This is a genomic window from Mesorhizobium sp. M0701 (assembly GCF_040320365.1).
In the GTDB taxonomy this organism is placed as follows: Bacteria; Pseudomonadota; Alphaproteobacteria; order Rhizobiales; family Rhizobiaceae; genus Mesorhizobium.
The window spans coordinates 1-19,809 of sequence record NZ_JAMYPO010000050.1 but is presented as its reverse complement, the minus strand read 5'-3'; the positions used below and the strand labels follow the sequence as shown (position 1 = coordinate 19,809).

18 protein-coding genes are annotated in these 19,809 nt (G+C 62.6%); 13 read left to right on the top strand and 5 right to left on the bottom strand.

Annotated features, from left to right (window positions below; genetic code table 11):
- Positions 1-168: 168 nt before the first annotated feature.
- From NKI24_RS30725 to NKI24_RS30715, 3 genes are all read left to right on the top strand, one after another.
- Complete coding sequence (locus NKI24_RS30725) at positions 169-1,203, top strand: ABC transporter permease (RefSeq protein ID WP_352750232.1); 1,035 nt, start codon at positions 169-171, stop codon at positions 1,201-1,203.
- Positions 1,204-1,214: 11 nt separating this feature from the next.
- On the top strand, positions 1,215-2,372 hold the full coding sequence (locus NKI24_RS30720; RefSeq protein WP_023675848.1) for an ABC transporter permease: 1,158 nt from the start codon (positions 1,215-1,217) through the stop codon (positions 2,370-2,372).
- Between the two features lie 63 nt (positions 2,373-2,435).
- Positions 2,436-4,844, top strand: a complete 2,409-nt coding sequence (locus NKI24_RS30715) for a dipeptide ABC transporter ATP-binding protein (protein ID WP_352750231.1) — start codon at positions 2,436-2,438, stop codon at positions 4,842-4,844.
- A gap of 14 nt (positions 4,845-4,858) precedes the next feature.
- On the opposite strand, the gene NKI24_RS30710 is transcribed toward NKI24_RS30715, so the two are convergent.
- The gene (locus tag NKI24_RS30710; protein WP_352750230.1) at positions 4,859-5,449 is read right to left on the bottom strand and encodes a transglycosylase SLT domain-containing protein; all 591 of its coding nucleotides are present in this window, start codon (positions 5,447-5,449) and stop codon (positions 4,859-4,861) included.
- Between the two features lie 218 nt (positions 5,450-5,667).
- On the opposite strand from NKI24_RS30710, the gene NKI24_RS30705 reads away from it, so the two are divergent.
- Entirely contained in the window at positions 5,668-7,206 is a 1,539-nt protein-coding gene (locus NKI24_RS30705) for a trimethylamine methyltransferase family protein (RefSeq protein WP_352750229.1), read from the top strand.
- A gap of 81 nt (positions 7,207-7,287) precedes the next feature.
- On the top strand, positions 7,288-9,729 hold the full coding sequence (locus NKI24_RS30700; protein WP_352750228.1) for a GcvT family protein: 2,442 nt from the start codon (positions 7,288-7,290) through the stop codon (positions 9,727-9,729).
- A 105-nt stretch (positions 9,730-9,834) separates the two neighbouring features.
- Here NKI24_RS30700 and NKI24_RS30695 read toward each other — a convergent pair whose 3' ends face one another.
- On the bottom strand, positions 9,835-10,227 hold the full coding sequence (locus NKI24_RS30695; protein WP_352750227.1) for a DoxX family protein: 393 nt from the start codon (positions 10,225-10,227) through the stop codon (positions 9,835-9,837).
- A gap of 199 nt (positions 10,228-10,426) precedes the next feature.
- On the opposite strand from NKI24_RS30695, the gene NKI24_RS30690 reads away from it, so the two are divergent.
- Positions 10,427-10,915: a hypothetical protein gene (locus tag NKI24_RS30690; RefSeq protein ID WP_352750226.1), complete on the top strand. Its 489-nt coding sequence runs from the start codon at positions 10,427-10,429 to the stop codon at positions 10,913-10,915.
- 170 nt (positions 10,916-11,085) lie between these two features.
- On the opposite strand, the gene NKI24_RS30685 is transcribed toward NKI24_RS30690, so the two are convergent.
- Positions 11,086-11,862, bottom strand: a complete 777-nt coding sequence (locus NKI24_RS30685; protein WP_352750225.1) for a VOC family protein — start codon at positions 11,860-11,862, stop codon at positions 11,086-11,088.
- A gap of 179 nt (positions 11,863-12,041) precedes the next feature.
- On the opposite strand from NKI24_RS30685, the gene NKI24_RS30680 reads away from it, so the two are divergent.
- The 6 genes from NKI24_RS30680 (at position 12,042) to NKI24_RS30655 (ending at position 17,088) form a co-directional block, all read left to right on the top strand.
- Positions 12,042-12,761 (top strand): gamma-glutamylcyclotransferase, encoded by a 720-nt coding sequence (locus NKI24_RS30680; protein WP_352750224.1) that lies wholly within the window; start codon positions 12,042-12,044, stop codon positions 12,759-12,761.
- A 116-nt stretch (positions 12,762-12,877) separates the two neighbouring features.
- Positions 12,878-14,242, top strand: a complete 1,365-nt coding sequence (locus NKI24_RS30675; RefSeq protein WP_352750223.1) for an NAD(P)-dependent oxidoreductase — start codon at positions 12,878-12,880, stop codon at positions 14,240-14,242.
- A gap of 2 nt (positions 14,243-14,244) precedes the next feature.
- On the top strand, positions 14,245-15,558 hold the full coding sequence (preA, locus tag NKI24_RS30670) for an NAD-dependent dihydropyrimidine dehydrogenase subunit PreA (protein WP_352578713.1): 1,314 nt from the start codon (positions 14,245-14,247) through the stop codon (positions 15,556-15,558).
- 100 nt (positions 15,559-15,658) lie between these two features.
- Positions 15,659-16,177: an RrF2 family transcriptional regulator gene (locus tag NKI24_RS30665; RefSeq protein WP_352750222.1), complete on the top strand. Its 519-nt coding sequence runs from the start codon at positions 15,659-15,661 to the stop codon at positions 16,175-16,177.
- Between the two features lie 13 nt (positions 16,178-16,190).
- Positions 16,191-16,649, top strand: a complete 459-nt coding sequence (locus tag NKI24_RS30660) for a carboxymuconolactone decarboxylase family protein (protein WP_352750221.1) — start codon at positions 16,191-16,193, stop codon at positions 16,647-16,649.
- Between the two features lie 61 nt (positions 16,650-16,710).
- The gene (locus NKI24_RS30655; RefSeq protein WP_352750220.1) at positions 16,711-17,088 is read left to right on the top strand and encodes a DoxX family protein; all 378 of its coding nucleotides are present in this window, start codon (positions 16,711-16,713) and stop codon (positions 17,086-17,088) included.
- 30 nt (positions 17,089-17,118) lie between these two features.
- On the opposite strand, the gene NKI24_RS30650 is transcribed toward NKI24_RS30655, so the two are convergent.
- Both NKI24_RS30650 and NKI24_RS30645 read right to left on the bottom strand, forming a co-directional pair.
- Entirely contained in the window at positions 17,119-17,841 is a 723-nt protein-coding gene (locus tag NKI24_RS30650) for an SDR family oxidoreductase (RefSeq protein ID WP_352542903.1), read from the bottom strand.
- Positions 17,838-18,689, bottom strand: a complete 852-nt coding sequence (locus NKI24_RS30645; RefSeq protein ID WP_352750219.1) for an SDR family NAD(P)-dependent oxidoreductase — start codon at positions 18,687-18,689, stop codon at positions 17,838-17,840. Before NKI24_RS30645 ends, NKI24_RS30650 begins: the two co-directional genes overlap by 4 nt.
- Before the next feature lie 105 nt (positions 18,690-18,794).
- On the opposite strand from NKI24_RS30645, the gene NKI24_RS30640 reads away from it, so the two are divergent.
- Complete coding sequence (locus tag NKI24_RS30640) at positions 18,795-19,667, top strand: helix-turn-helix transcriptional regulator (RefSeq protein WP_352750218.1); 873 nt, start codon at positions 18,795-18,797, stop codon at positions 19,665-19,667.
- Positions 19,668-19,809: the final 142 nt, after the last annotated feature.

The window sequence follows — 19,809 nt, the reverse complement described above, 5'->3', positions numbered from 1 at the left end:
CCTTGGACCGGAAGTCGGCGCAGCAAAAAGTTGCGGACTCTTCGGCCTGGGTCTGCAATAAAAAGGGTATTGCATCTGGGACTGGTCTGAAGGCTTGTTCTGCCGCTGGCGGCAGCGCACGGCTTGCAAACCGGTTCCACCCCCCAACCCGACCGGCAGGGGACCGCCATGCTTTCTTTCGTTATCAGGCGTCTCGGCACCATGGCAGTGACGATGCTGTGCCTGACGATGATCGTCTTCTTCCTGGTCAATCTCGGGCCTAATCTGAAGAAGCTCGCGATCAGCCAGACCGAAATGCACACATCCGCCGAGCAGCTTGAGGCTTGGCTGGTCAACCACGGCTATCGGCAGAATTTCTTTATCCGCTACGGCCAATGGCTGGGCATCATGCCCAAGCAGCCGGTGACCGACCCGGCGACCGGCAAGCCCGCACAGCGTTTCTCCTTCTGCAACGATCCGGTCGTGCCGACATTCTCCGGCATCCTGCAAGGCGATTTCGGTTGCTCGACCAAGTTCAAGACGACGGTCGCTTCGAAACTCTTTCCGGCGCTCAGCGCCACCGGCATCCTGATGCTCTGCGTGCTGGCCGCAATGGTGCCGATCTCGCTTTTGATCGGTATTCTCGCCGGCATGCGCGAGGGTTCACGCACCGACCGCACATTGTCGGTGGCTTCGATCGCCTCGACGGCGACGCCCGAATATGTTTCGGGCGTCATCTTCACCGTGATCTTTGCCTCCTGGCTCGGCGTGCTGAACGGTTCGGCGGCCTCGGCCAGCCAGGGCATCACCTTCTATAATTTCACCTTACCGGTGATGACGCTGGCGATATACGGCATCGGCTACATCGCTCGCATGACCCGCGCCTCGATGGTGGAGGTGATGACACAGCAATATATCCGAACCGCCCGGCTGAAGGGCCTCTCCTTCGGCAGCGTGGTGATAAAGCACGCTCTGCGCAACGCGCTGATCGCGCCATTCACGGTCATCATGCTGCAGTTCCCCTGGCTGCTCACCGGCGTCGTCATCGTCGAGGTGATGTTCCGCTACCAGGGGTTCGGCTACACCCTGGTCGAGGCCGCCGGCAACAACGACATCGATCTTCTGCTCGGCTGCTCGCTGGTCTCGGTGTTTATCGTCCTGATCACACAGCTCATCTCCGATGTCGGCTACGCGTTCCTCAATCCGCGCATCAGAGTTCAATAGGAGACCGGCGGATGCAGGTCGAATATCTCAGCGCCTTCAACGTCGTACTCGGCGTGCTTACCCGCTTCTGGCCGGTCTGGATCGCTCTCGCCCTGGTGATGGGGGCGAGCTTCGGCTACAAGAAGAAGCTAGGCCTTTACGGCCAGCTTTTCGACAGCGGCGTCGGCATCGTCGGCGTCGGCATCTGCCTGTTCTGGCTGTTTACGGCGATCTTCGCGTCGACCATCTCGCCCTTCGATCCGCTCGCCCAAGTGCCGATCATGAAGGACGCGCTGCCGGGCGCAATCGAGCCGGCGTCGAAACTTGTATACTATTTCGGCGGCGACAAGCTCGCCCGCGACGTGTTCTCCCGCATGGTCTATGGCAGCCAGATCGTGCTGATCATCGCGCCGGCGGCGACCGGTTTTGCGCTGATGGTCGGCATTACGCTCGGCCTGCCGGCCGGCTATTATGGCGGCAAGATCGATACGGTGCTGTCCTTCCTCGCCAACCTTGTGCTGGCCTTCCCGGTGATCCTCCTGTTTTACCTGCTGGTGACGCCGGGTATCATGGACACGCCGATCCCCTACGCGATGGCAGGGCTGTTCTTCCTGTTTCCGATCATCTTCTTCAGTGTGCTGTTCTGGACGCGCTACAAGAACCGCCCCGACCGCCTCTATATCCTGCTTGGCCTGACGTTGGTACTTGGCGGCTGGATCTATGCAGGCCTTGTCTTCGATGCCGATCCGTTCAAGATCATCCACATCGATCCCAACCAGCTCAACATCTTCGTGGCGGTGGTGTTCGCCTCCAGCCCCGGCGTGTTCCGCATCGTGCGCGGCCTGGTCATGGATATCAAAACGCGCGACTATGTTGCGGCGGCACAAACGCGCGGTGAATCGCCCTGGTACATCATGCTGTGGGAGATATTGCCCAATGCGCGCGGGCCGCTTATCGTCGACGCCTGCCTGCGCATCGGCTACACCACGATCCTGCTCGGTACGCTCGGCTATTTCGGGCTGGGACTGGCGCCGGAAAGCCCGGACTGGGGCACGGCGATCAAGGATGCAAGCCGGCTGCTGCGCTCCTTCATCCACCCGGCGCTGCCGCCGACGATCGCATTGATGTCGTTCGTGCTCGGCCTCAACCTCCTGGCGGATTCGTTGCGTGAACAGTCTATGAAAGATTGATGCCGGGAAGATCGATGCCGGGTTCGGCCCGACATGCCTGAAGAACAAGGATTGGAGCGACCCATGAACGAGGCAGTTCGAAATCCCGCCAAGCCGACCAATGGGCCGATCATCGAGATCGAGAACCTGTCGATCTCCTTCTTCACCCGCAAGGGCGAGATCCCGGCGGTCATGGATTTTTCCTGCACGGTCATGCCTGGCGAGGCGATGGGTATTGTCGGCGAATCCGGCTGCGGCAAGTCGACCGTGTCGCTGGGCATCATGCGCGACCTCTCCAACATCGGAAAGATCGTCGGCGGAAAGATCAAATTCCAGGGCAAGGACATGGGAGAACTGTCCGACGAGGAACTGCGAGCTATCCGCGGCAACAAGATCGCGATGATCTACCAGGAGCCGATGGCCAGTCTTAACCCGGCGATGAAGGTCGGCCAGCAGCTGATGGAAGTGCCACTGATCCACGACAAGGTCTCGAAGGACGAAGCTTACAAACGCGCCTTGGAAATGGTGCGCGCGGTGAAGCTGCCGGATCCCGAGCGCATGATGCGTTCCTACCCGCACCAGCTTTCCGGCGGTCAGCAGCAGCGCATCGTCATTGCCATGGCGCTGCTGTCGAAGCCGGCGCTGCTTCTGCTCGACGAGCCGACGACAGCGCTCGACGTGACGGTTGAGGCCGGCATCGTCGACTTGGTCAAGGGGCTGGGCGAGAAGTTCGGCACCTCGATGATCTTCGTGTCGCACAACCTCGGCCTGATCCTGGAGACCTGCGACCGCATCACGGTGATGTATTCGGGCGAAGCGGTGGAGACCGGCAAGATCAAGGACGTCTTCGACCGGATGCGCCATCCCTACACGCAAGGCCTGTTCCGCTCGATCCCGTTGCCGGGCGCCGACAAGAATTCGCGGCCGCTGATATCCATCCCGGGGCAGTTGCCGCTACCGCACGAGCGGCCGAAGGGCTGCAATTTCGGCCCGCGCTGCCACCATTTCGTCGAGGGCGTCTGCAACGCCGCCGAAATTCCGATGATCGCGGTCGAAGGCCATGACGGGCATTTCTCGCGCTGTGTGCGCTTCAACGAGATCGACTGGGAGGCGCTGCCACCCGGCGCCAAGAAGGTCAACGAGCGGGTGGTACCCGGTGCGCCGGTGCTCCAGATCGAAGACCTCCGGAAGTACTACAAGGTCGGTGGCAGCGAAGTGTTCGGCTCGAGCGAGGGCCGTGTCGTCAAGGCCAACGAGACGATCTCGTTCATGGCGCGCGAATCCGAGACCGTCGCTATCGTCGGCGAATCCGGCTGCGGAAAATCGACCCTGGCCAAGGTGCTGCTCGGCCTCGAAACGGCAAGCTCCGGCCGCGTCAAGCTCGGCAACAAGGAGATTCAGTCGACCGGGATCGAGAAGCGCAGCGTCGACACGGTGTCATCGATCCAGATGGTGTTCCAAAATCCGTTCGACACGCTCAATCCCAGCCATTCGGTCGGTTCGCAGATCATCCGTACGCTGGAAAAGTTCAACGTCGGCGACACGGTGGCCGACCGCCGCAAGCGAATGCTGGAACTGCTGGACCTGGTGAAGCTGCCGAGGGCGTTCGAGACGCGCAAGCCGCGCCAGCTTTCAGGCGGCCAGAAACAGCGCATCGGCGTGGCGCGGGCCTTTGCCGGCGACGCCAAGGTGGTGGTGGCCGACGAGCCGGTCTCGGCACTGGATGTGTCGGTCCAGGCCGCGGTCACCGAGCTCTTGATGGACATCCAGCGCAAGAACAAGACGACGATGCTGTTCATCAGCCACGATCTGTCGGTGGTGCGCTACATCGCCGACCGCGTAGTCGTCATGTATCTCGGCTATATCGTTGAGCAAGGCACGACCGACCAGATATTCGCGCCGCCCTATCACCCCTACACCGAGGCATTGCTGTCGGCGATCCCGATCGCCGACACAAGCGTGGTCAAGAAGCACATCGTGCTGGAGGGCGACATCCCTTCGGCGATGAACCCGCCGTCCGGCTGTCCGTTCCAGACGCGCTGCGGCTACAAGAAACTGGTGCCGGACAACCTTTGCGAAACCAAGGTGCCGCCAGTCAAAAATCTCGGCGACGGCCATATGAGCCTGTGCTGGCTGTCCGACGACGTGCTGGCGAAAATGGAGCCGGTGATCAAATTCGACAAGGAGCACGCCGCAAATGAGGGCGTGCCGGATGATGCAAACCACGGTGTTGGCCCGGGCTTTGCCGGAGATCCGCCCAAGCGCCCGCATGGAAAGACTGGCAGCGTTGAAGCCGATGCCGAGGGCCAGGCAGTGGAGAATGCCGAAGCGGTCGCCAAAGCCCGCCGTCACGAGGTTCGCGACGAGGTTTCAGAGACCGGCACCTCAAGCTCTGCCGACAGCGTGGTGGCACCAATCATGCCGCCGACTGTCGGCGACGGCCGACAGGCCGAGGACGCCACGCGCAAGCCGCGCAAACCCAAGGGCGGCTGAGAGCCGTTAATAGGCTAGGGCGCGCATTGCCGTAGCTGCGCGGCGTAGTCCTGCGCCATCTGTTCGGTGGCATGCGCATAGCGCTGCACGTCGGCGTCGCCGCGACTGCCGCGCTTGTAGGCATTCCAGCCGAGATAGTAGGCGAGATACAGATTGTAGGTGTCGTTGCGGGCGACGCCGAGCGTGTCGGCGGTCTTGGAATGATACCAGCCGACGAAATCGACGGCATCGGCAAACCTGGTGCGGCGCGCCGCCCAGCTTCCGGTCTCGTTCTGGTATTGCGCCCAGGTGCCGTCGAGCGCCTGCGAGAAGCCGGTGGCGCTGGAGATATGTTTCCAGGGAATGAAGCCCAGCAGCTTGGTGCGCGGCGGCCTTGCGTTGCTCTTGAAGCCGGATTCCTTGCGCACCGTCGCCATCAGCACGGGAACCGGCACACCGTATTTCTGCTCGGTGCGTTGTGCCGCCGCCTGCCAGTTGTCGAACCAGCCGTCATTCTGGTCGAACACGGCGCAGACATCATTGATATGGCTTGGCGGCGTCGCGCAGGCCGAAAGCGCCAGCAGCACGGAGACGGCTACAATTTTACTAAAACTCGACCTACGCATTGGAAGACGAATAGGCCGAAAACATAAAAGGAATCTTGCTGTGTTTCTTAATGGCCCATCGGCCGCTTTGGCCTAGGCAGAACGAGTGTAGGTATTGCGACCTTTCCTGTCGCTTTTGCCAAGACGAAATTCCTGATATGCCGCCTTGGCTAAAATCGCGCCCGTGGGCGACGGATTTCTGACAGCCTGGTTTCAGCCACGGCGCTTTGATGCCGGGCATGACAGAACCGAGACGCAAGCGCGGCGCAGAGCGAACCAGCAACAGGGGACCAGCCGCCATTCCGCAACTGCCGCCCAGGCAGGTGAGAAATCCCTATCCGCCGATGGCGATGCTCTCGGCCGACCAGGTCGAGGCGATCCACCAGGCCTCGATGCACATCCTGGAAAATTTCGGCATCGAGGTGATGAGCCCCCGGGCGCTGTCGCTGTTCGAGAAGGCGGGCGCTACGGTCGATCATGCATCGGCGAATGTCCGCATCGACCGGGCCATGGTCGAGGAGGCGCTGAAGACGACCCGGTCGAACTATATGCTGACCCCGCGCAATCCAGCCCATGCTGTCCATCTCGGCGGCAACACGATCAACTTCACGCTCGTTGCCGGCCCGCCCAATGTGCATGACATGGAGCGCGGCCGCCGTGCCGGCAATCTGCGCGATTATTCCGATCTCACCCGGCTGGCGCAGCATTTCAACTGCATCCATATGCTCGGCAACCAGGTCTGCGCACCGGTCGAGCTGCCGGCCAACTCGCGCCATCTCGACACTTATTTCACCAATCTGACGCTGACCGACAAAAGCTTCCATGTCTCGGCCATCGGGCGGGGCAGGGCGCTGGACGGCATCGAGATGATGGCGATCTCGCGCGGGCTGACGTTGGACCAGATGCGCGATGATCCCGGCATCACTACCATCATTTCGGTCAACTCGCCGCGCCGTTTCGACGAGATGATGGCGGAGGGCTTGATGACCATGGCCGAATTCGGCCAGTCGGTCGCGGTGACGCCATTCACGCTGATGGGGGCGATGAGCCCGGTGACGCTGGCCGGCGCGCTGGCGCAGCAGAACGCCGAGGCGCTGTTCGGCGTGGTGCTGACGCAGCTTGTGCGCCCCGGCGCGCCGGTCATGTATGGCGCCTTCACCTCCAATGTCGACATGAAGTCCGGCGCGCCTGCCTTCGGCACGCCGGAGAATACCAAGGCCAATATCGCGTCCGGGCAGTTGGCGCGGCGGTATGGTTTGCCCTATCGCACGACACCGGGCTCGGCCTCCAACGCCGCCGATGCGCAAGGCGCCTACGAGACGCTGATGGCGCTTTGGGGCGCCGTGCTCGGCCATGGCAATCTCGTCTATCACGCTGCCGGCTGGCAGGAGGGTGGGCTGACAGCGTCGTTCGAGAAGTTCATCATCGACGTCGAGATGATCCAGCACATGATGGAGTTCCTGCGCCCGATCGAGGTCAGCGAGGCCGAGCTTGCGGTCGAGGCACTGGGCGCGGTGCCGACCGGCGGCCATTTCTTCGGCGAGCCGCACACGCTGGAGCGCTACGCCACCGCCTTCTATCAGCCGATGCTGTCCAACTGGCAGAATTACGAGGCCTGGCAGGAAGCCGGCGGGCTCGACGCCACGGCGCGCGCGACGCGGCTGTGGAAGAAGGCGCTGGAGGAATACGTCCAGCCGGTAATGGATATGGCTGTGCGCGAAGCGCTGGAGGCCTATGTGACAAAGCGCAAAGAAGCGATTGGGCAGGGCGAGCCGTGACGGTCGCGATCCTCCGACAAAACGCGCTTCGCATCCTGAATCCACTCACCCCTACAACGCCCTGAAATAACGAGAAAAATCATGAAGTCGCATGCAAAGGTCGTGGTCATTGGCGGCGGTGTCGTCGGATGTTCCGTGCTGTTCCATCTCGCCCGCCACGGCTGGACCGATGTCGTTCTTTTGGAACGCGACGAGCTGACCTCCGGGTCGACCTGGCATGCCGCCGGCGGCATGCACACCATCAATGGCGATCCCAACGTCGCCAAGCTGCAGAAATACACGATCTCGCTCTACAAGGAGATCGAGGAGCTGTCGGGACAGGCGACCGGCGTGCATCTGACCGGCGGCGTGCTTCTTGCGGCGACCGAGGCGCGGCTCGACTGGCTGCGCGGTGTCGTCGCCAAGGGCCGCTATCTCGGCATCGACCTCGAGGTGATCTCGCCTGATGAGGCGGCCGAGCTGATGCCGTTGCTCGATCCCAAGCAGTTCGTCGGTGCGGTGCGCAACAAGGAGGACGGCCATCTCGATCCCTCGGGCGTCACCCACGCCTATGCCAAGGCCGCGCGGAAACTTGGGGCGGACGTGGAACGCTTCACCAAGGTCGAGGACATCGTGCGCCGACCCGACGGGCTGTGGCGCGTCATCACCAACAAGGGCGAGGTGGTTGCTGAGCATGTCGTGAACGCCGGCGGGTTGTGGGCGCGCGAGGTCGGCCGCATGGTCGGACTGGAACTGCCGGTGCTGGCGATGGAGCATATGTACCTGATTACCGAGGACATGCCGGAGGTCGCCGCCTGGAACGCCAAGACCGGCACGGAGATCATCCACGCGGTCGATTTCGACGGCGAGCTTTATCTGCGCCAGGAGCGCGGCGGCATGCTGATGGGCACCTATGAGAAGGCGAACAAGCCGTGGTCGGAATTCCAGACGCCTTGGAATTTCGGCCATGAATTGCTGGAGCCGGATATCGACCGCATCGCGCCGTCGCTGGAGATCGGCTTCCGGCATTTCCCGGCTTTCCAGAACACCGGCATCAAGCAGATCATCAACGGGCCCTTCACCTTCGCGCCGGACGGCAATCCGCTGGTCGGACCGGTGCGTGGCCTGCCGGGCTTCTGGGTCGCCTGCGGGGTCATGGCCGGCTTTTCGCAAGGCGGCGGCGTTGGCCTGGCGCTGTCGAACTGGATGATCGAGGGCGATCCCGGCGCCGACATCTGGGCGATGGATGTCTCGCGCTATGGCGACTGGGCGACGATGGCCTATACCAACGCCAAGGTGCGCGAGAACTATTCGCGACGGTTTTCGATCCGTTTCCCCAATGAGGAGCTGCCGGCCCGACGGCCGCTGAAAACCACGCCGGTCTATGATCTGCTGTCGGCCAAGGGCGCGCAATGGGGCGTGGCCTTTGGGCTGGAAGTGCCGCTGTGGTACGCGCCGGAAGGCGTCCGGGACGAGTTCTCGTGGCGGCGCTCGAGCGATTTCGAGCATGTCGCGAACGAGGTGAAGACGGTTCGCGACGGCGTTGGCCTGGCGGAGATTTCGAGCTTCGCCAAATACAAAGTGACAGGCGAGGGGGCTGCAGCCTGGCTCGACCGGCTGCTTGCCTGCAAGCTGCCGAAGCCCGGCCGCATGACCCTGGCGCCGATGCTGAAGGACGATGGCAAGCTCATCGGCGATTTCACGCTCGCCAATCTCGGCAGCCTCAATTCCAACGGAGAAGGCTGGTTCCTCGCCGGCTCCGGCGTCGCCGAGCAGTACCATATGCGCTGGTTCGAGGCGCATCTGCCAAACGATGGCTCGGTCCGCATCGAGGCGCTCGGGCCGAAGCTGACAGGCCTGTCGATCGCGGGACCGAAAGCACGGAAACTCCTGGCAAAGGTCACGCGCACAGATGTCTCCAATGTGGCGTTTCCGTTCATGGCCATCGCCAGGATGGATATCGGCATGGCGCCGTGCCTGGTCGGTCGCGTCAGTTATACTGGCGATCTCGGCTACGAGATGTGGTTGGCGCCGGAATATCAGCGTGCCGCGTTCCAGGCGCTGATGGCGGCCGGCGAGGAATTTTCGATCGGCCTGTTCGGCTCGCGCACGCTCAACGCATTGCGGCTGGAGAAGAATTACGGCTCCTGGGCGCGCGAATACCGGCCGATCTATGGGCCGCTGGAGGCTGGGCTCGATCGTTTCGTCGCCTATGGCAAGGAGATCGATTTCATCGGCAAGGCTGGAGCGCTTGCCGAGCGCAAGCAGGGCGGCAAGCTCAGGCTGCGCGCCTTTGTCGTCGATGCCGCCGATGCCGATGTCATTGGTGACGAGCCGATCTGGTATGACGGCGCCGTGCGCGGCTGGGTCACCTCAGGTGGCTATGCGCATCATTCGAAGAAATCAGTCGCCATGGGCTATGTGCCGAAGGAGATCGCCGAGGAGACCGATGGTTTCGAGATCGAACTCCTGGGCAAACGTCATGCCGCGCGCATGCAATCGGCGCCGCTGTTCGACGCCAATTTCGAGCGAATGCGCGGGTGAGGAACCGGTTCGCGCAGCGAATTCGCCGTGCCGGTGGCCCGGCGAAAGGTTCCGAACGCTGGGGATCTGCCGGAGGCAGCGGGCCCACGGCCGGGAGACGGTGAATTACGAAATCCGGCGGTTGTCCAGCGCGAAGGCGCCGGCGCCGGCGAATACCAGATAGAGGAAGATGAAGCAGAACGAGATCGCCGAATCGCCGCTGTTGTTGATCGGGAAGAAATCGCGCGGGTAGTGGGCCATGAAATAGGCGATGGCCATCTCACCGGCCAGCAGGAAGGCTACAGGGCGGGTGAACAGCCCAAGCGCCAGGAGAATGCCACCGGCGAATTCGAGGATGCCCGCGGTCAGCGTCAGCCCGGTCAAGGCGCCGGTATGGTCGCTGACCGGAAAATTGAACAGTTTTTGCGTGCCATGTTCGATGAATTGCAGCGCGGTCATGATGCGCAGCACGGCCAAGGCCTGCGACTGGTATCTGGCAAGACCGTCAAAAAGCTTCATCTAAACTCCATTTTACCCTCCCGGACGGCCATAGATTGTCGCCCGGCAAGGGGCCATTCATTTCGCACGGCCTGCCATCAACAATCGGTGATTGGCAACGTTCCTTGTCCCTTAAATGTTTTTTCTCGCTAGGGTTGTATTTAGAACGCTATAGTTGTATTGATGTCCAGATACTCAAACCATGTGGATTCCCTTTGCCATGAGAAAAGTCGCCGTCAGCCTATTCGCAATCCTTGCAGGCACCAGCTTCGCTATGGCCGACGATCCCGGCTGTGAAGCCTTCAAATGGCCAGTGACACGCGAGGCCGCCCTGTTCGCGGCGGCGCCCGCCGCGCAGTCCGGCGCTGACCTTTCGGTCGGCGAAGCTGCAGATGTGGCGTTGGCGCCGGTCGACACGATCAGCTTCACCGTTCCGCCGGAACGCGCGCCGGCAGCCGGTACATTCGGCGCGACGGCAAGCGTGGCCGTGCCCCCGGAGGGAGAGCTCCAGATCAGCCTGTCCGATGAGGCCTGGATCGATGTCGTTCAGGACGGCAAAGCCGTGAAGTCGGCGGCTTTCAGCGGTGTGAAGACCTGTCCGGGCATCCGCAAGAGCCTGCGCTTCAAGCTGACCGCCGGCCCGGCGACCATCCAGCTCAGCGGCGCAAAGAAGCCCGATCTCAAAGTTTCCGTGCTGACGCCGGAGTAGTTCTCAAAGAGCGTAAGGTTGGAAGGACAGCGCCCCTCTCTGTCCAGCCGGCTTTCGTCGTTCGGAAAACCAAGCAATTGGCTTCCCGTCCGCTGCGCGGACCACTCCTCAACCCCACGAGGGGGAGATCGGCTTTTGCTGCCGGTTTCGCCAATCGTGACGCGACGTTGCTACCGCACCGGCGCCATCAGCGCGAAATGCGCGCCCTGCGGATCCTGGCCCTGCACAATCCAGCTGCCGCCGGGAACCTCCATCGGACCCATCAGGATATTGCCGCCATTGTCGGTGGCGCGTTTGGCCGCCGCATCGATGGCGGGGACGTTGAAGTAGAACATCCAGACCGGCACTGGAATCTGCTCCGGCTTGTTCATCATGCCGCCGCCGGATTCGGGGCCGGCGGAAAAGGTCTGGTAGATGCCCATCGGTCCCATATCCATGGCATCGCCCTTCTCCCAGCCGAACTGCTCGGAGTAGAAATCGAGGGCAGCCTGCCAATCCGATGTATAGAGCTCGTGCCAGCCGATATTGCCAGGAGTGGTGGCCGGCAGGGGAGGCTGGTCAGGGCCGCTGGGCTGCAGGAAATTGAACACCGCGCCTTGCGGATCGGCGACGACGGCGAAGCGGCCAACGCCCGGAATGTCGTTGGGCTCGCGGTGAACAGTGCCGTCAGCCGCCTTCAGCGACTTCGTCGCGGCGTCGACATCCCTGGTGTGGATGTAGCCGACCCAGGCCGGCGGCATGCCCATCTTGCGTACTTCTTCGGGCTGCGCCATCAGCCCGCCGACGCCGCGCTCGCCGACATTCATGACGACATAGCGCGGCATGCCCGGCGAGCCGTCAAAGGGCTGTGCCTTCCAGCCGACTACGGCAGTGTAGAACGCCTCGGCGGCATCGAGATCGGTGGTCATCAGTTCGTACCAGAAGAAGGGCATCGGGGATTTGGGCATTGTCGGTCTCCTCACCGTTTCATGCATCGATCGCAGTTCGATCCATCCTAGGACGATCCTTGCGACAGAAATCCGACATCTGGTCCGGAAACCGATGGCGGCAAGGTGTCCCTCATTCGCAATCTTGCGTGCGTTGCGGTTTTCGACTTTGCTTACCTTCAACAGAGGGGTGTCGATCCATGCGCCTGATGTCGCTTACGCCGGAGCTTGTCGCACTGTGCCATCGGGAGGAGACCGATCCCGGTCCGGACTCGAGTTGGACGCAACTGACCGATGAGGATTTCCGGGCCCTTGCCTTGCGGCTGTCAGGCGAAGCCGACGAGGGGCCGTTATGGGTGTTCGCCTATGGTTCTCTGATCTGGAAGCCGGCCTTCGAATCCGTCGAACAACAACGCGCCACTGCTTTCGGCTGGCATCGGTCCTTCTGCCTCGACATGGTCCGTTGGCGCGGCAGCGCCGAGCAGCCGGGGCTGATGATGGCGCTGGAGCGGGGCGGCCGGTGCAACGGGGTGATCTACCGCTTGCCCGACGGCGAGAAGCGTGAGCGGATCGAAAGGCTGTTGCGGCGCGAGATCGACGACCACGAAAGTGTCGGCTCGGTCAGATGGCTTCCCGTGCGTACGGCCCAAGGATCATTGAGGGCATTGGGCTTCTGGGTTGGCGTGACTGGCAGAGGCACGTCGCTCAGGCAGCCGCTGGAGAGGGTGGCTCAGGTGCTGGCGCGGGCGTGCGGGCATGTCGGGTCGGGTGCCGAATATCTCTACAATACCGTCAGTCATCTCGAGGAATTCGGTATTCGCGACTGCAATCTGTGGCGGCTGCAGAAACTGGTCGCGAACGAGATCAAGTCGATCCATGAACGCGCATCCGAAACAGGTATGCTTCCTCCCATAACATGAGTTCATTTATCATGTTTTCATAAAGCCTTTTCAGCAACTTGCGCCGAAAATTGACCAATTGATAAAAAAATAAAACGTGCTAGCCTTCCCCAAAACGAAAACAAAGGGGAAGAGGAATGGCGACCGGTCATTTTAGGGAAGGCATTGCCGGCGGCCGGCTGTCGCCCGAGCAATACGCGGATAATTTTTCCGATCTGCACCCGCCACTCGATCATCACGAGGCGTTGGTCGAGTCCGACCGCTGCTATTTCTGCTACGACGCGCCGTGCATGAATGCATGCCCGACCTCGATCGACATCCCGCTGTTCATCCGCCAGATTTCGACGGGCAATCCGATCGGTTCGGCCAAGACTATTTTTGATCAGAACATTTTGGGCGGCATGTGCGCCCGCGTCTGCCCGACCGAGACGCTGTGCGAAGAAGTCTGCGTGCGCGAGGTGGCCGAAGGCAAGCCGGTGCAGATCGGTCGCCTTCAGCGCTACGCCACCGATGTCGCCATGGCCGAAAACAAGCAGTTCTACGAGCGCCCCGAACCGACCGGCAAGACGGTCGCCGTGGTCGGCGCCGGACCGGCCGGGCTTGCGGCCGCGCATCGGCTTGCCCGTCATGGCCACGACGTGACCATCCTGGAAGCCCGCCCGAAGCCCGGCGGCCTCAATGAGTACGGTATCGCCGCCTATAAAAGCGTCGACAATTTTGCCCAGGCCGAAGTCGACTATGTCACGTCGATCGGCGGCATCGACATCCAGAACGGCAAGGCGCTCGGCCGTGATTACCAGCTGTCGGACCTGACCAGGAATTACGATGCGGTGTTCCTCGGCATGGGGCTTGCAGGCGTCAATGCCTTGCGAGCGGATGGCGAGGAGGTGCAGGGCGTCACCAACGCCGTCGAGTTCATTGCCGAGCTTCGTCAGGCCAGTGATCTGGCCAGCCTGCCGGTCGGCCGGCGTGTTGTCGTCATCGGCGGCGGCATGACGGCGATCGACGCGGCGGTGCAGTCGAAGCTGCTCGGAGCCGAAGAGGTGACGATCTGCTATCGGCGCGGCCCGGAGCACATGAATGCCTCCGAATTCGAGCAGGATCTGGCTGCCGCCAACGGCGTCATTATCCGGCACTGGTTGCAGCCGAAGCGGGTCATTGCCGACGCCGGCAAGGTGTCGGCGATCGAGCTCGAATATACCGCGATGCACGGCGACCGGCTTGTCGGCACCGGCGAGCGGCTGACGCTCGTCGCCGATCAGGTGTTCAAGGCGATCGGCCAGAGTTTTGTCCCGGCTGCGCTCAACGGCAGCGGGGCTTTGCTTGACCTGGAAGCCGGCCGCATCAAGGTCGACGCCGAAGGCCGCACCTCGCTGCCAAACGTCTGGGCCGGCGGCGACTGCATCTTTGGCGGCGACGACCTGACAGTCTCGGCCGTCGCACAAGGCCGCGATGCTGCGGAAAGCATTCATCGGGCACTGACCTCGAACGGGAGGGCATGAGCATGGCAGACATCCGCAACAATTTCGTCGGCATCAAATCGCCGAACCCGTTCTGGCTGGCTTCGGCGCCGCCGACCGACAAGGCCTACAACGTCATTCGCGCCTTCAAGGCGGGCTGGGGCGGCGTGGTATGGAAGACGCTCGGCGAAGAGGGCCCGCCGGTGGTCAACGTCAACGGTCCGCGCTACGGCGCGATCTGGGGCGCCGACCGTCGTCTGCTCGGCCTCAACAACATCGAGCTGATCACCGACCGCGACCTGCAGGTCAATCTGCGCGAGATCAAGCAGGTCAAGATGGACTGGCCCGACCGGGCGATCGTCGTCTCGCTGATGGTGCCTTGCGAGGAGCATGCCTGGAAGGCGATCCTGCCGGTAGTCGAGGAGACCGGCGCCGACGGCATCGAACTCAATTTCGGCTGCCCGCACGGCATGTCGGAACGCGGCATGGGTGCGGCGGTCGGCCAGGTGCCGGAATACATCGAAATGGTGGTGCGCTGGTGCAAGGCCAACACCCGCATGCCTGTCATCACCAAGCTGACGCCCAACATCACCGACATCCGCAAGCCGGCACGCGCTGCCCTTGCCGGCGGCACCGACGCGGTGTCGCTGATCAACACCATCAATTCGATCACCGGCGTCAATCTCGACAATTTCGCACCGGAGCCGACGATTGACGGCAAAGGCTCGCATGGCGGCTATTGTGGCCCGGCGGTGAAGCCGATCGCCATGAACATGGTGGCCGAGATCGCGCGCGATCCGGAAACGCATGGCCTGCCGATCTCCGGTATCGGCGGCATCACCACCTGGCGCGACGCGGCTGAATTCATGGCGCTCGGCGCCGGCAATGTGCAGGTGTGCACGGCGGCGATGACCTATGGCTTCAAGATCGTGCAGGAAATGATCGCCGGCTTGGAAAACTGGATGGACGAGAAGGGCCATGCCACGCTCGACGACATCGTCGGCCGCGCCACGCCCAACGTCACCGACTGGCAGTATCTCAACCTCAACTACGTCGCCAAGGCGCATATTGACCAGGATGCCTGCATCAAATGCGGCCGCTGCCACATCGCCTGCGAGGACACTTCGCACCAGGCGATCACCGCAATCGTCGATGGCGTCAGGCATTTCGAGGTGATCGAGGCCGAATGCGTCGGCTGTAATCTCTGCGTCAATGTCTGTCCGGTCGAGAACTGCATCACCATGGAGGCGTTGGCGGTCGGCGTGATGGACCAGCGCACCGGCAGGCCGGTGTCGCCGATCTATGCCAACTGGACGACGCATCCCAACAATCCGATGGCCAAGGTGGCGGCGGAATAGCATTGCGAAAAAAGCGGCGTCCATGGGCGCCGCTTTTTGACTTTCCTATTGCAGATAAAATTTATCCACGATAATCTATATCCATGAACAGGAGAGCGCAATGAAGCTGGGCGAAGGCGTCGAAGCGGCCATCCACTGCGTCGCGATGCTCGCCGGCGTTGATGGCGCCGCGACCTTGCCAGGTGCGGCCATGGCCGAAGCGTTCGGGCTGTCGCCGAGCTATCTGCTTAAGCATCTCAACGCGCTGACTGCGTCCGGCATTCTGGAATCAGTGCCGGGGCCGTCCGGCGGCTACCGGCTGGCGCGGCCGGCGGAACGCATAACGCTGCTCGATATCGTGCTGGCCGTCGAGGGGCGTGAACCGGCGTTCCGCTGCGCCGAAATCCGCCAGCGCGGCCCAGCGAAGCTCGATGCCTCGGTCTATGTCAAACCCTGCGGCATCAACGTAGCCATGCTGAAGGCCGAGCGTGCCTATCGCGCCGCGCTCGCCGACGCCCGGCTGTCCGACATCGTTGCAGAATATACGGCCGATGCCGATCCCCGTTCGGTCGCCGCGAACTGCGCCTTCGTCGAGCGCCATCGGCGGCCGCAGAAATCAAGTTCAACCAAGCAAGCATGAAAGGCTACAGACGATGAAACAGAGGCTGCAATTTTTCGGCGCGGCGCCGGAGATCATGAAGGCGGTGTCGGCGCTCAACAAGGCAGTCGACGAATGCGGGCTCGAAAAAAGCCTGTTGCATCTGATCAAGCTCAGGGCGTCGCAGATCAACGGCTGCTCGTATTGCGTCGAGATGCATAGCCGCGAAGCGCGCCGCGACGGCGAAAGCGAGCAGCGGCTCTATCTCGTCTCCGCATGGAAGGAATCGCCGCTGTTTTCACAGCGCGAACGCGCGGCCTTGGCCTGGACCGACGCGCTGACCAGGATTGCCGACAACGGTGTGTCGGACGAACTCTATGCAAGGACGCTCGAATATTTCTCGGAAGAGGAGCTGGTCAAGCTCTCGGTTGCGCTCGGCATGATCAACACCTGGAACCGGCTTTGCGTTCCGTTTCATGCAATCCATCCGATGCCAGCAGTCTTGGCCGCCTGAGCATGGACCAGGCGCGGGGCCTTGCGCCGCGCGCCTCTTTTCTGCCCGAGGACCCGACAGCATGTTTTCAAACTTTGATAGTGAGATCCTATTCGCCGCCCGCCTGCTGCTTGGCGGCGCCTTTGTCTTTGCCGGCCTGCGCAACATTCAGAACGCGGCGTTGGTGAGCCAATTGATGACGACGCGCGGCGTGCCGCAGGCACGGCTGGTTCTTTGGCTGGGGATCGTCCTGCAAATCACTGCCGGAGCGCTGGTGATCGCGGGCATCTGGACCGCTCCGGCGGCGGCATGCCTGATCCTGTTCCTGATCGTCGCCACGCCGATGTTCCATAACTTCTGGGATCATCAGGGCCCGGAGCGCGCGTCCCGCATCAACGGCTTTGTCGGCAACGTCGCGCTGGCCGGAGGATTTCTGGCGCTGATCGCGCAGCCGCTTTGACAACGACTGATGCCTCTTGGAGGCAGCCGCTCACGCCGCATACCGCAAGCCGCCGTCGCAGGTCAGGATCTGGCCTGTGACGAAGCTGTTCGAAACCAGGAACGCAATTGCCTCAGCGACGTCCTCGGCGCGGCCAATGCGGCCGACCGGTGTCTTGCCGGCATAATCGGCAAACACCGCATGGCGCTGTTCATCGGGCAGGAAATCCCACCACGGCGTGTCGATGACGCCCGGCGCCACGACATTGACGCGTAGCGGCTTCAGCTCCATTGCCAGGATCGGCACCACGGTCAGCAGCATGCCGTTGACGGCGGCGATGCCGGCGACACCCGGCGCCGACAATTGCGCCGACACCGCCGAGATGAAAGTCACCGAGCCGCTCTTGTTCAGCGTCGGCAAGGCGGCCTGCAGGCAGGAGAGCTGTGGCCGGACCTTCTCGTCGACGCCACCGCCGATGTCGGTCAGGTCAAGCGTTTCGAACGGACCGAGCCCCTTGCCGCCGCTGGCGGCCAGCACCAGGTGATCGAAAGGGCCGAGATCGTTGAAGAACCGGCGAACCTCGTCCGGCTTCGCGGCATCGAAGGCAGCCTTTTCGACTGCGCCGCCAAGGCTTTGCCAGGCGTTGTCGAGCCTTTCCCGGTTGCGCCCGGTGATCGTCACCTTCATGCCCGGGCCAAGCAGCTTTTTCGCGGTGGCGAGGCCGATGCCGGAGGAGCCGCCGACGATCACGGCGTGCTGCGTTTTCTCGGTCATGAATTTTCTTTCTTCGATGTTGCGGAAACGGGTGCGAGCCCGACAAGGCCGAGACTCAATTCGCGCAACTGCTGCTTCGCCTTCACGTCATAGGCTTGCGCATCGACACGGGATTCCCTTTGGCCGTCGAAATAGAGGCCGCTTCGCCCTTCGAGTGCCGGCGATGTGGCGAGGTTGATGATGGCTTCGGCGCCGGTTTCGACCGAGCTCCACGGCGTGATGCCCGCCTGCCGCACCATCGTGGTGTTCATGTAGCTTGCCGGATGCAGGCTGTTGACGGTCACATTGGTGCCGTGCAGCTGCTCCGCCAGGTCGATGGTGAACATGATCTGCGCCAGCTTGCTCTGGCAGTAGGCGCGGACGCCGTCATAGGAGCGGGTCAGCATGACGTCGTCGAAGTCGATCGCCTGCTGGCCGGCCGAGGCGACGTTGACGATGCGCGCCGGCGCGCTGGACTTGAGCAGCGGCAGCAGCTCCATGGTGAGCAGGAAGCCGGCGAGATAATTGACGGCAAAGCGCAACTCGTAGCCGTCGGCGCTAACCTGTCGTTTGGAGTTGGGGCCGGCTGTGCCGACGCCGGCATTGTTGATAAGGATATCGAGCCGCTTGGTCCTTGCGCGCACCGCCTCGGCGAGGCGGCGGACTTCCGCCAGGGAGGAGAGGTCGGCGACCAGCAGCTCGGCCTTGCCGCCGGCGGCTTCGATTTCGGCCACGGTCGCCTTGCCCCTAGTCGCGTCGCGGCCATGCACCAGGATACGAGCGCCGCCGGCGCCGAGGCTTTGCGCGACGACGCGGCCGACGCCGTCGGTCGATCCTGTGATGAGGATTGTCTTGTCTTTCAGTTCCATGTTCAGAGCCTCCATGTCATCGCTCTGAACGGAAAGATGGGGCACCGGCCACTTGCCAAACAGTTCAAGCTTTATCCTGGTATCGATACTGCTATAATAGCACCGATGGATTCACCGACACACTCCGCCGAAGACAGCCGCCGCCGCGAGCTTGGCGCCTTTCTGCGCTCGCGGCGCGAAAGGCTGACGCCTTCGGCCACCGGCATTTCGACCGGCCTGCGCCGGCGCACGCCCGGGCTGCGGCGCGAGGAGGTGGCGATGATCGCCGGCGTCGGCACGACCTGGTACACCTGGCTGGAGCAGGGCCGCGACGTTCGGCCGTCGGTGGAAGTGCTGACGGCGCTCAGCCGGGCGCTGCGCCTGGACACGGCCGAGCAACGGCATCTGTTCATTCTTGCCGGCCGCCCGCAGCCGGAGCGTCGCGTCGACGCGCCGGAAAAAGTCGATAGCCCGTTGCTGCACATGCTGCAGAGCCTGGTCCTGCAGCCGGCCTATGTCCTTGGGCGGCGCTGGGACGTGCTGGCCTGGAATTCTGCTGCGGCAGCCGTGTTCGGCGACTATGGCCTGCTGGAGGGCGATGCCCGCAACATCGTCCATATGGTTTTCACCAGCCCGCAGCATCGGCGCCTGCTCGTTGATTGGGAGGAACTGGCACGTGCCGTGCTGGCGTCATTCCGGGCAGAAAGCGCCAGATATGTCGGCGATCCGGATTTCGAGCGGCTGATCGCGCTGATGACGCGCTCGAGCCCGGAGTTTCGCGCCTGGTGGCCGCTACGCGACGTGGCCCGTAACCTGTCGGGTGTAAAGCATGTCAGGCATCCGACAGCGGGTGCCATGGCGTTCGAGCATATGAGCCTGTCGATCGACGACGGCTCGGACATGAAGCTGATCGTCTACACGCCGCTCGCCGAGCAGAACTCGATCGCCAAGCTGCAGAAGCTGCTCGATGCGCTGCCGGCCGAGCGGCGCAGCGCGTGAGCCCAGCTTCGTCATCCTGGGGCGTAGCAGCCGCGAAGCGGCGTCGCGGAGACCCTGGGATCCATATGTGGACGGCGCCCTGCCTGCAACGGTTGTTTTGCGTCGTTTTCGATCGCTTGCGTCCATATGTCCGGCCTTTGAG

Coding starts and splice junctions, on each gene's coding strand:
- NKI24_RS30725 (WP_352750232.1), top strand. CDS start 169: ATGCTTTCTTTCGTTATCAGGCGTCTCGGCACCATGGCAGTGACGATG.
- NKI24_RS30720 (WP_023675848.1), top strand. CDS start 1,215: ATGCAGGTCGAATATCTCAGCGCCTTCAACGTCGTACTCGGCGTGCTT.
- NKI24_RS30715 (WP_352750231.1), top strand. CDS start 2,436: ATGAACGAGGCAGTTCGAAATCCCGCCAAGCCGACCAATGGGCCGATC.
- NKI24_RS30710 (WP_352750230.1), bottom strand. CDS start 5,449: ATGCGTAGGTCGAGTTTTAGTAAAATTGTAGCCGTCTCCGTGCTGCTG.
- NKI24_RS30705 (WP_352750229.1), top strand. CDS start 5,668: ATGACAGAACCGAGACGCAAGCGCGGCGCAGAGCGAACCAGCAACAGG.
- NKI24_RS30700 (WP_352750228.1), top strand. CDS start 7,288: ATGAAGTCGCATGCAAAGGTCGTGGTCATTGGCGGCGGTGTCGTCGGA.
- NKI24_RS30695 (WP_352750227.1), bottom strand. CDS start 10,227: ATGAAGCTTTTTGACGGTCTTGCCAGATACCAGTCGCAGGCCTTGGCC.
- NKI24_RS30690 (WP_352750226.1), top strand. CDS start 10,427: ATGAGAAAAGTCGCCGTCAGCCTATTCGCAATCCTTGCAGGCACCAGC.
- NKI24_RS30685 (WP_352750225.1), bottom strand. CDS start 11,862: ATGCCCAAATCCCCGATGCCCTTCTTCTGGTACGAACTGATGACCACC.
- NKI24_RS30680 (WP_352750224.1), top strand. CDS start 12,042: ATGCGCCTGATGTCGCTTACGCCGGAGCTTGTCGCACTGTGCCATCGG.
- NKI24_RS30675 (WP_352750223.1), top strand. CDS start 12,878: ATGGCGACCGGTCATTTTAGGGAAGGCATTGCCGGCGGCCGGCTGTCG.
- preA (WP_352578713.1), top strand. CDS start 14,245: ATGGCAGACATCCGCAACAATTTCGTCGGCATCAAATCGCCGAACCCG.
- NKI24_RS30665 (WP_352750222.1), top strand. CDS start 15,659: ATGAAGCTGGGCGAAGGCGTCGAAGCGGCCATCCACTGCGTCGCGATG.
- NKI24_RS30660 (WP_352750221.1), top strand. CDS start 16,191: ATGAAACAGAGGCTGCAATTTTTCGGCGCGGCGCCGGAGATCATGAAG.
- NKI24_RS30655 (WP_352750220.1), top strand. CDS start 16,711: ATGTTTTCAAACTTTGATAGTGAGATCCTATTCGCCGCCCGCCTGCTG.
- NKI24_RS30650 (WP_352542903.1), bottom strand. CDS start 17,841: ATGACCGAGAAAACGCAGCACGCCGTGATCGTCGGCGGCTCCTCCGGC.
- NKI24_RS30645 (WP_352750219.1), bottom strand. CDS start 18,689: ATGGAACTGAAAGACAAGACAATCCTCATCACAGGATCGACCGACGGC.
- NKI24_RS30640 (WP_352750218.1), top strand. CDS start 18,795: ATGGATTCACCGACACACTCCGCCGAAGACAGCCGCCGCCGCGAGCTT.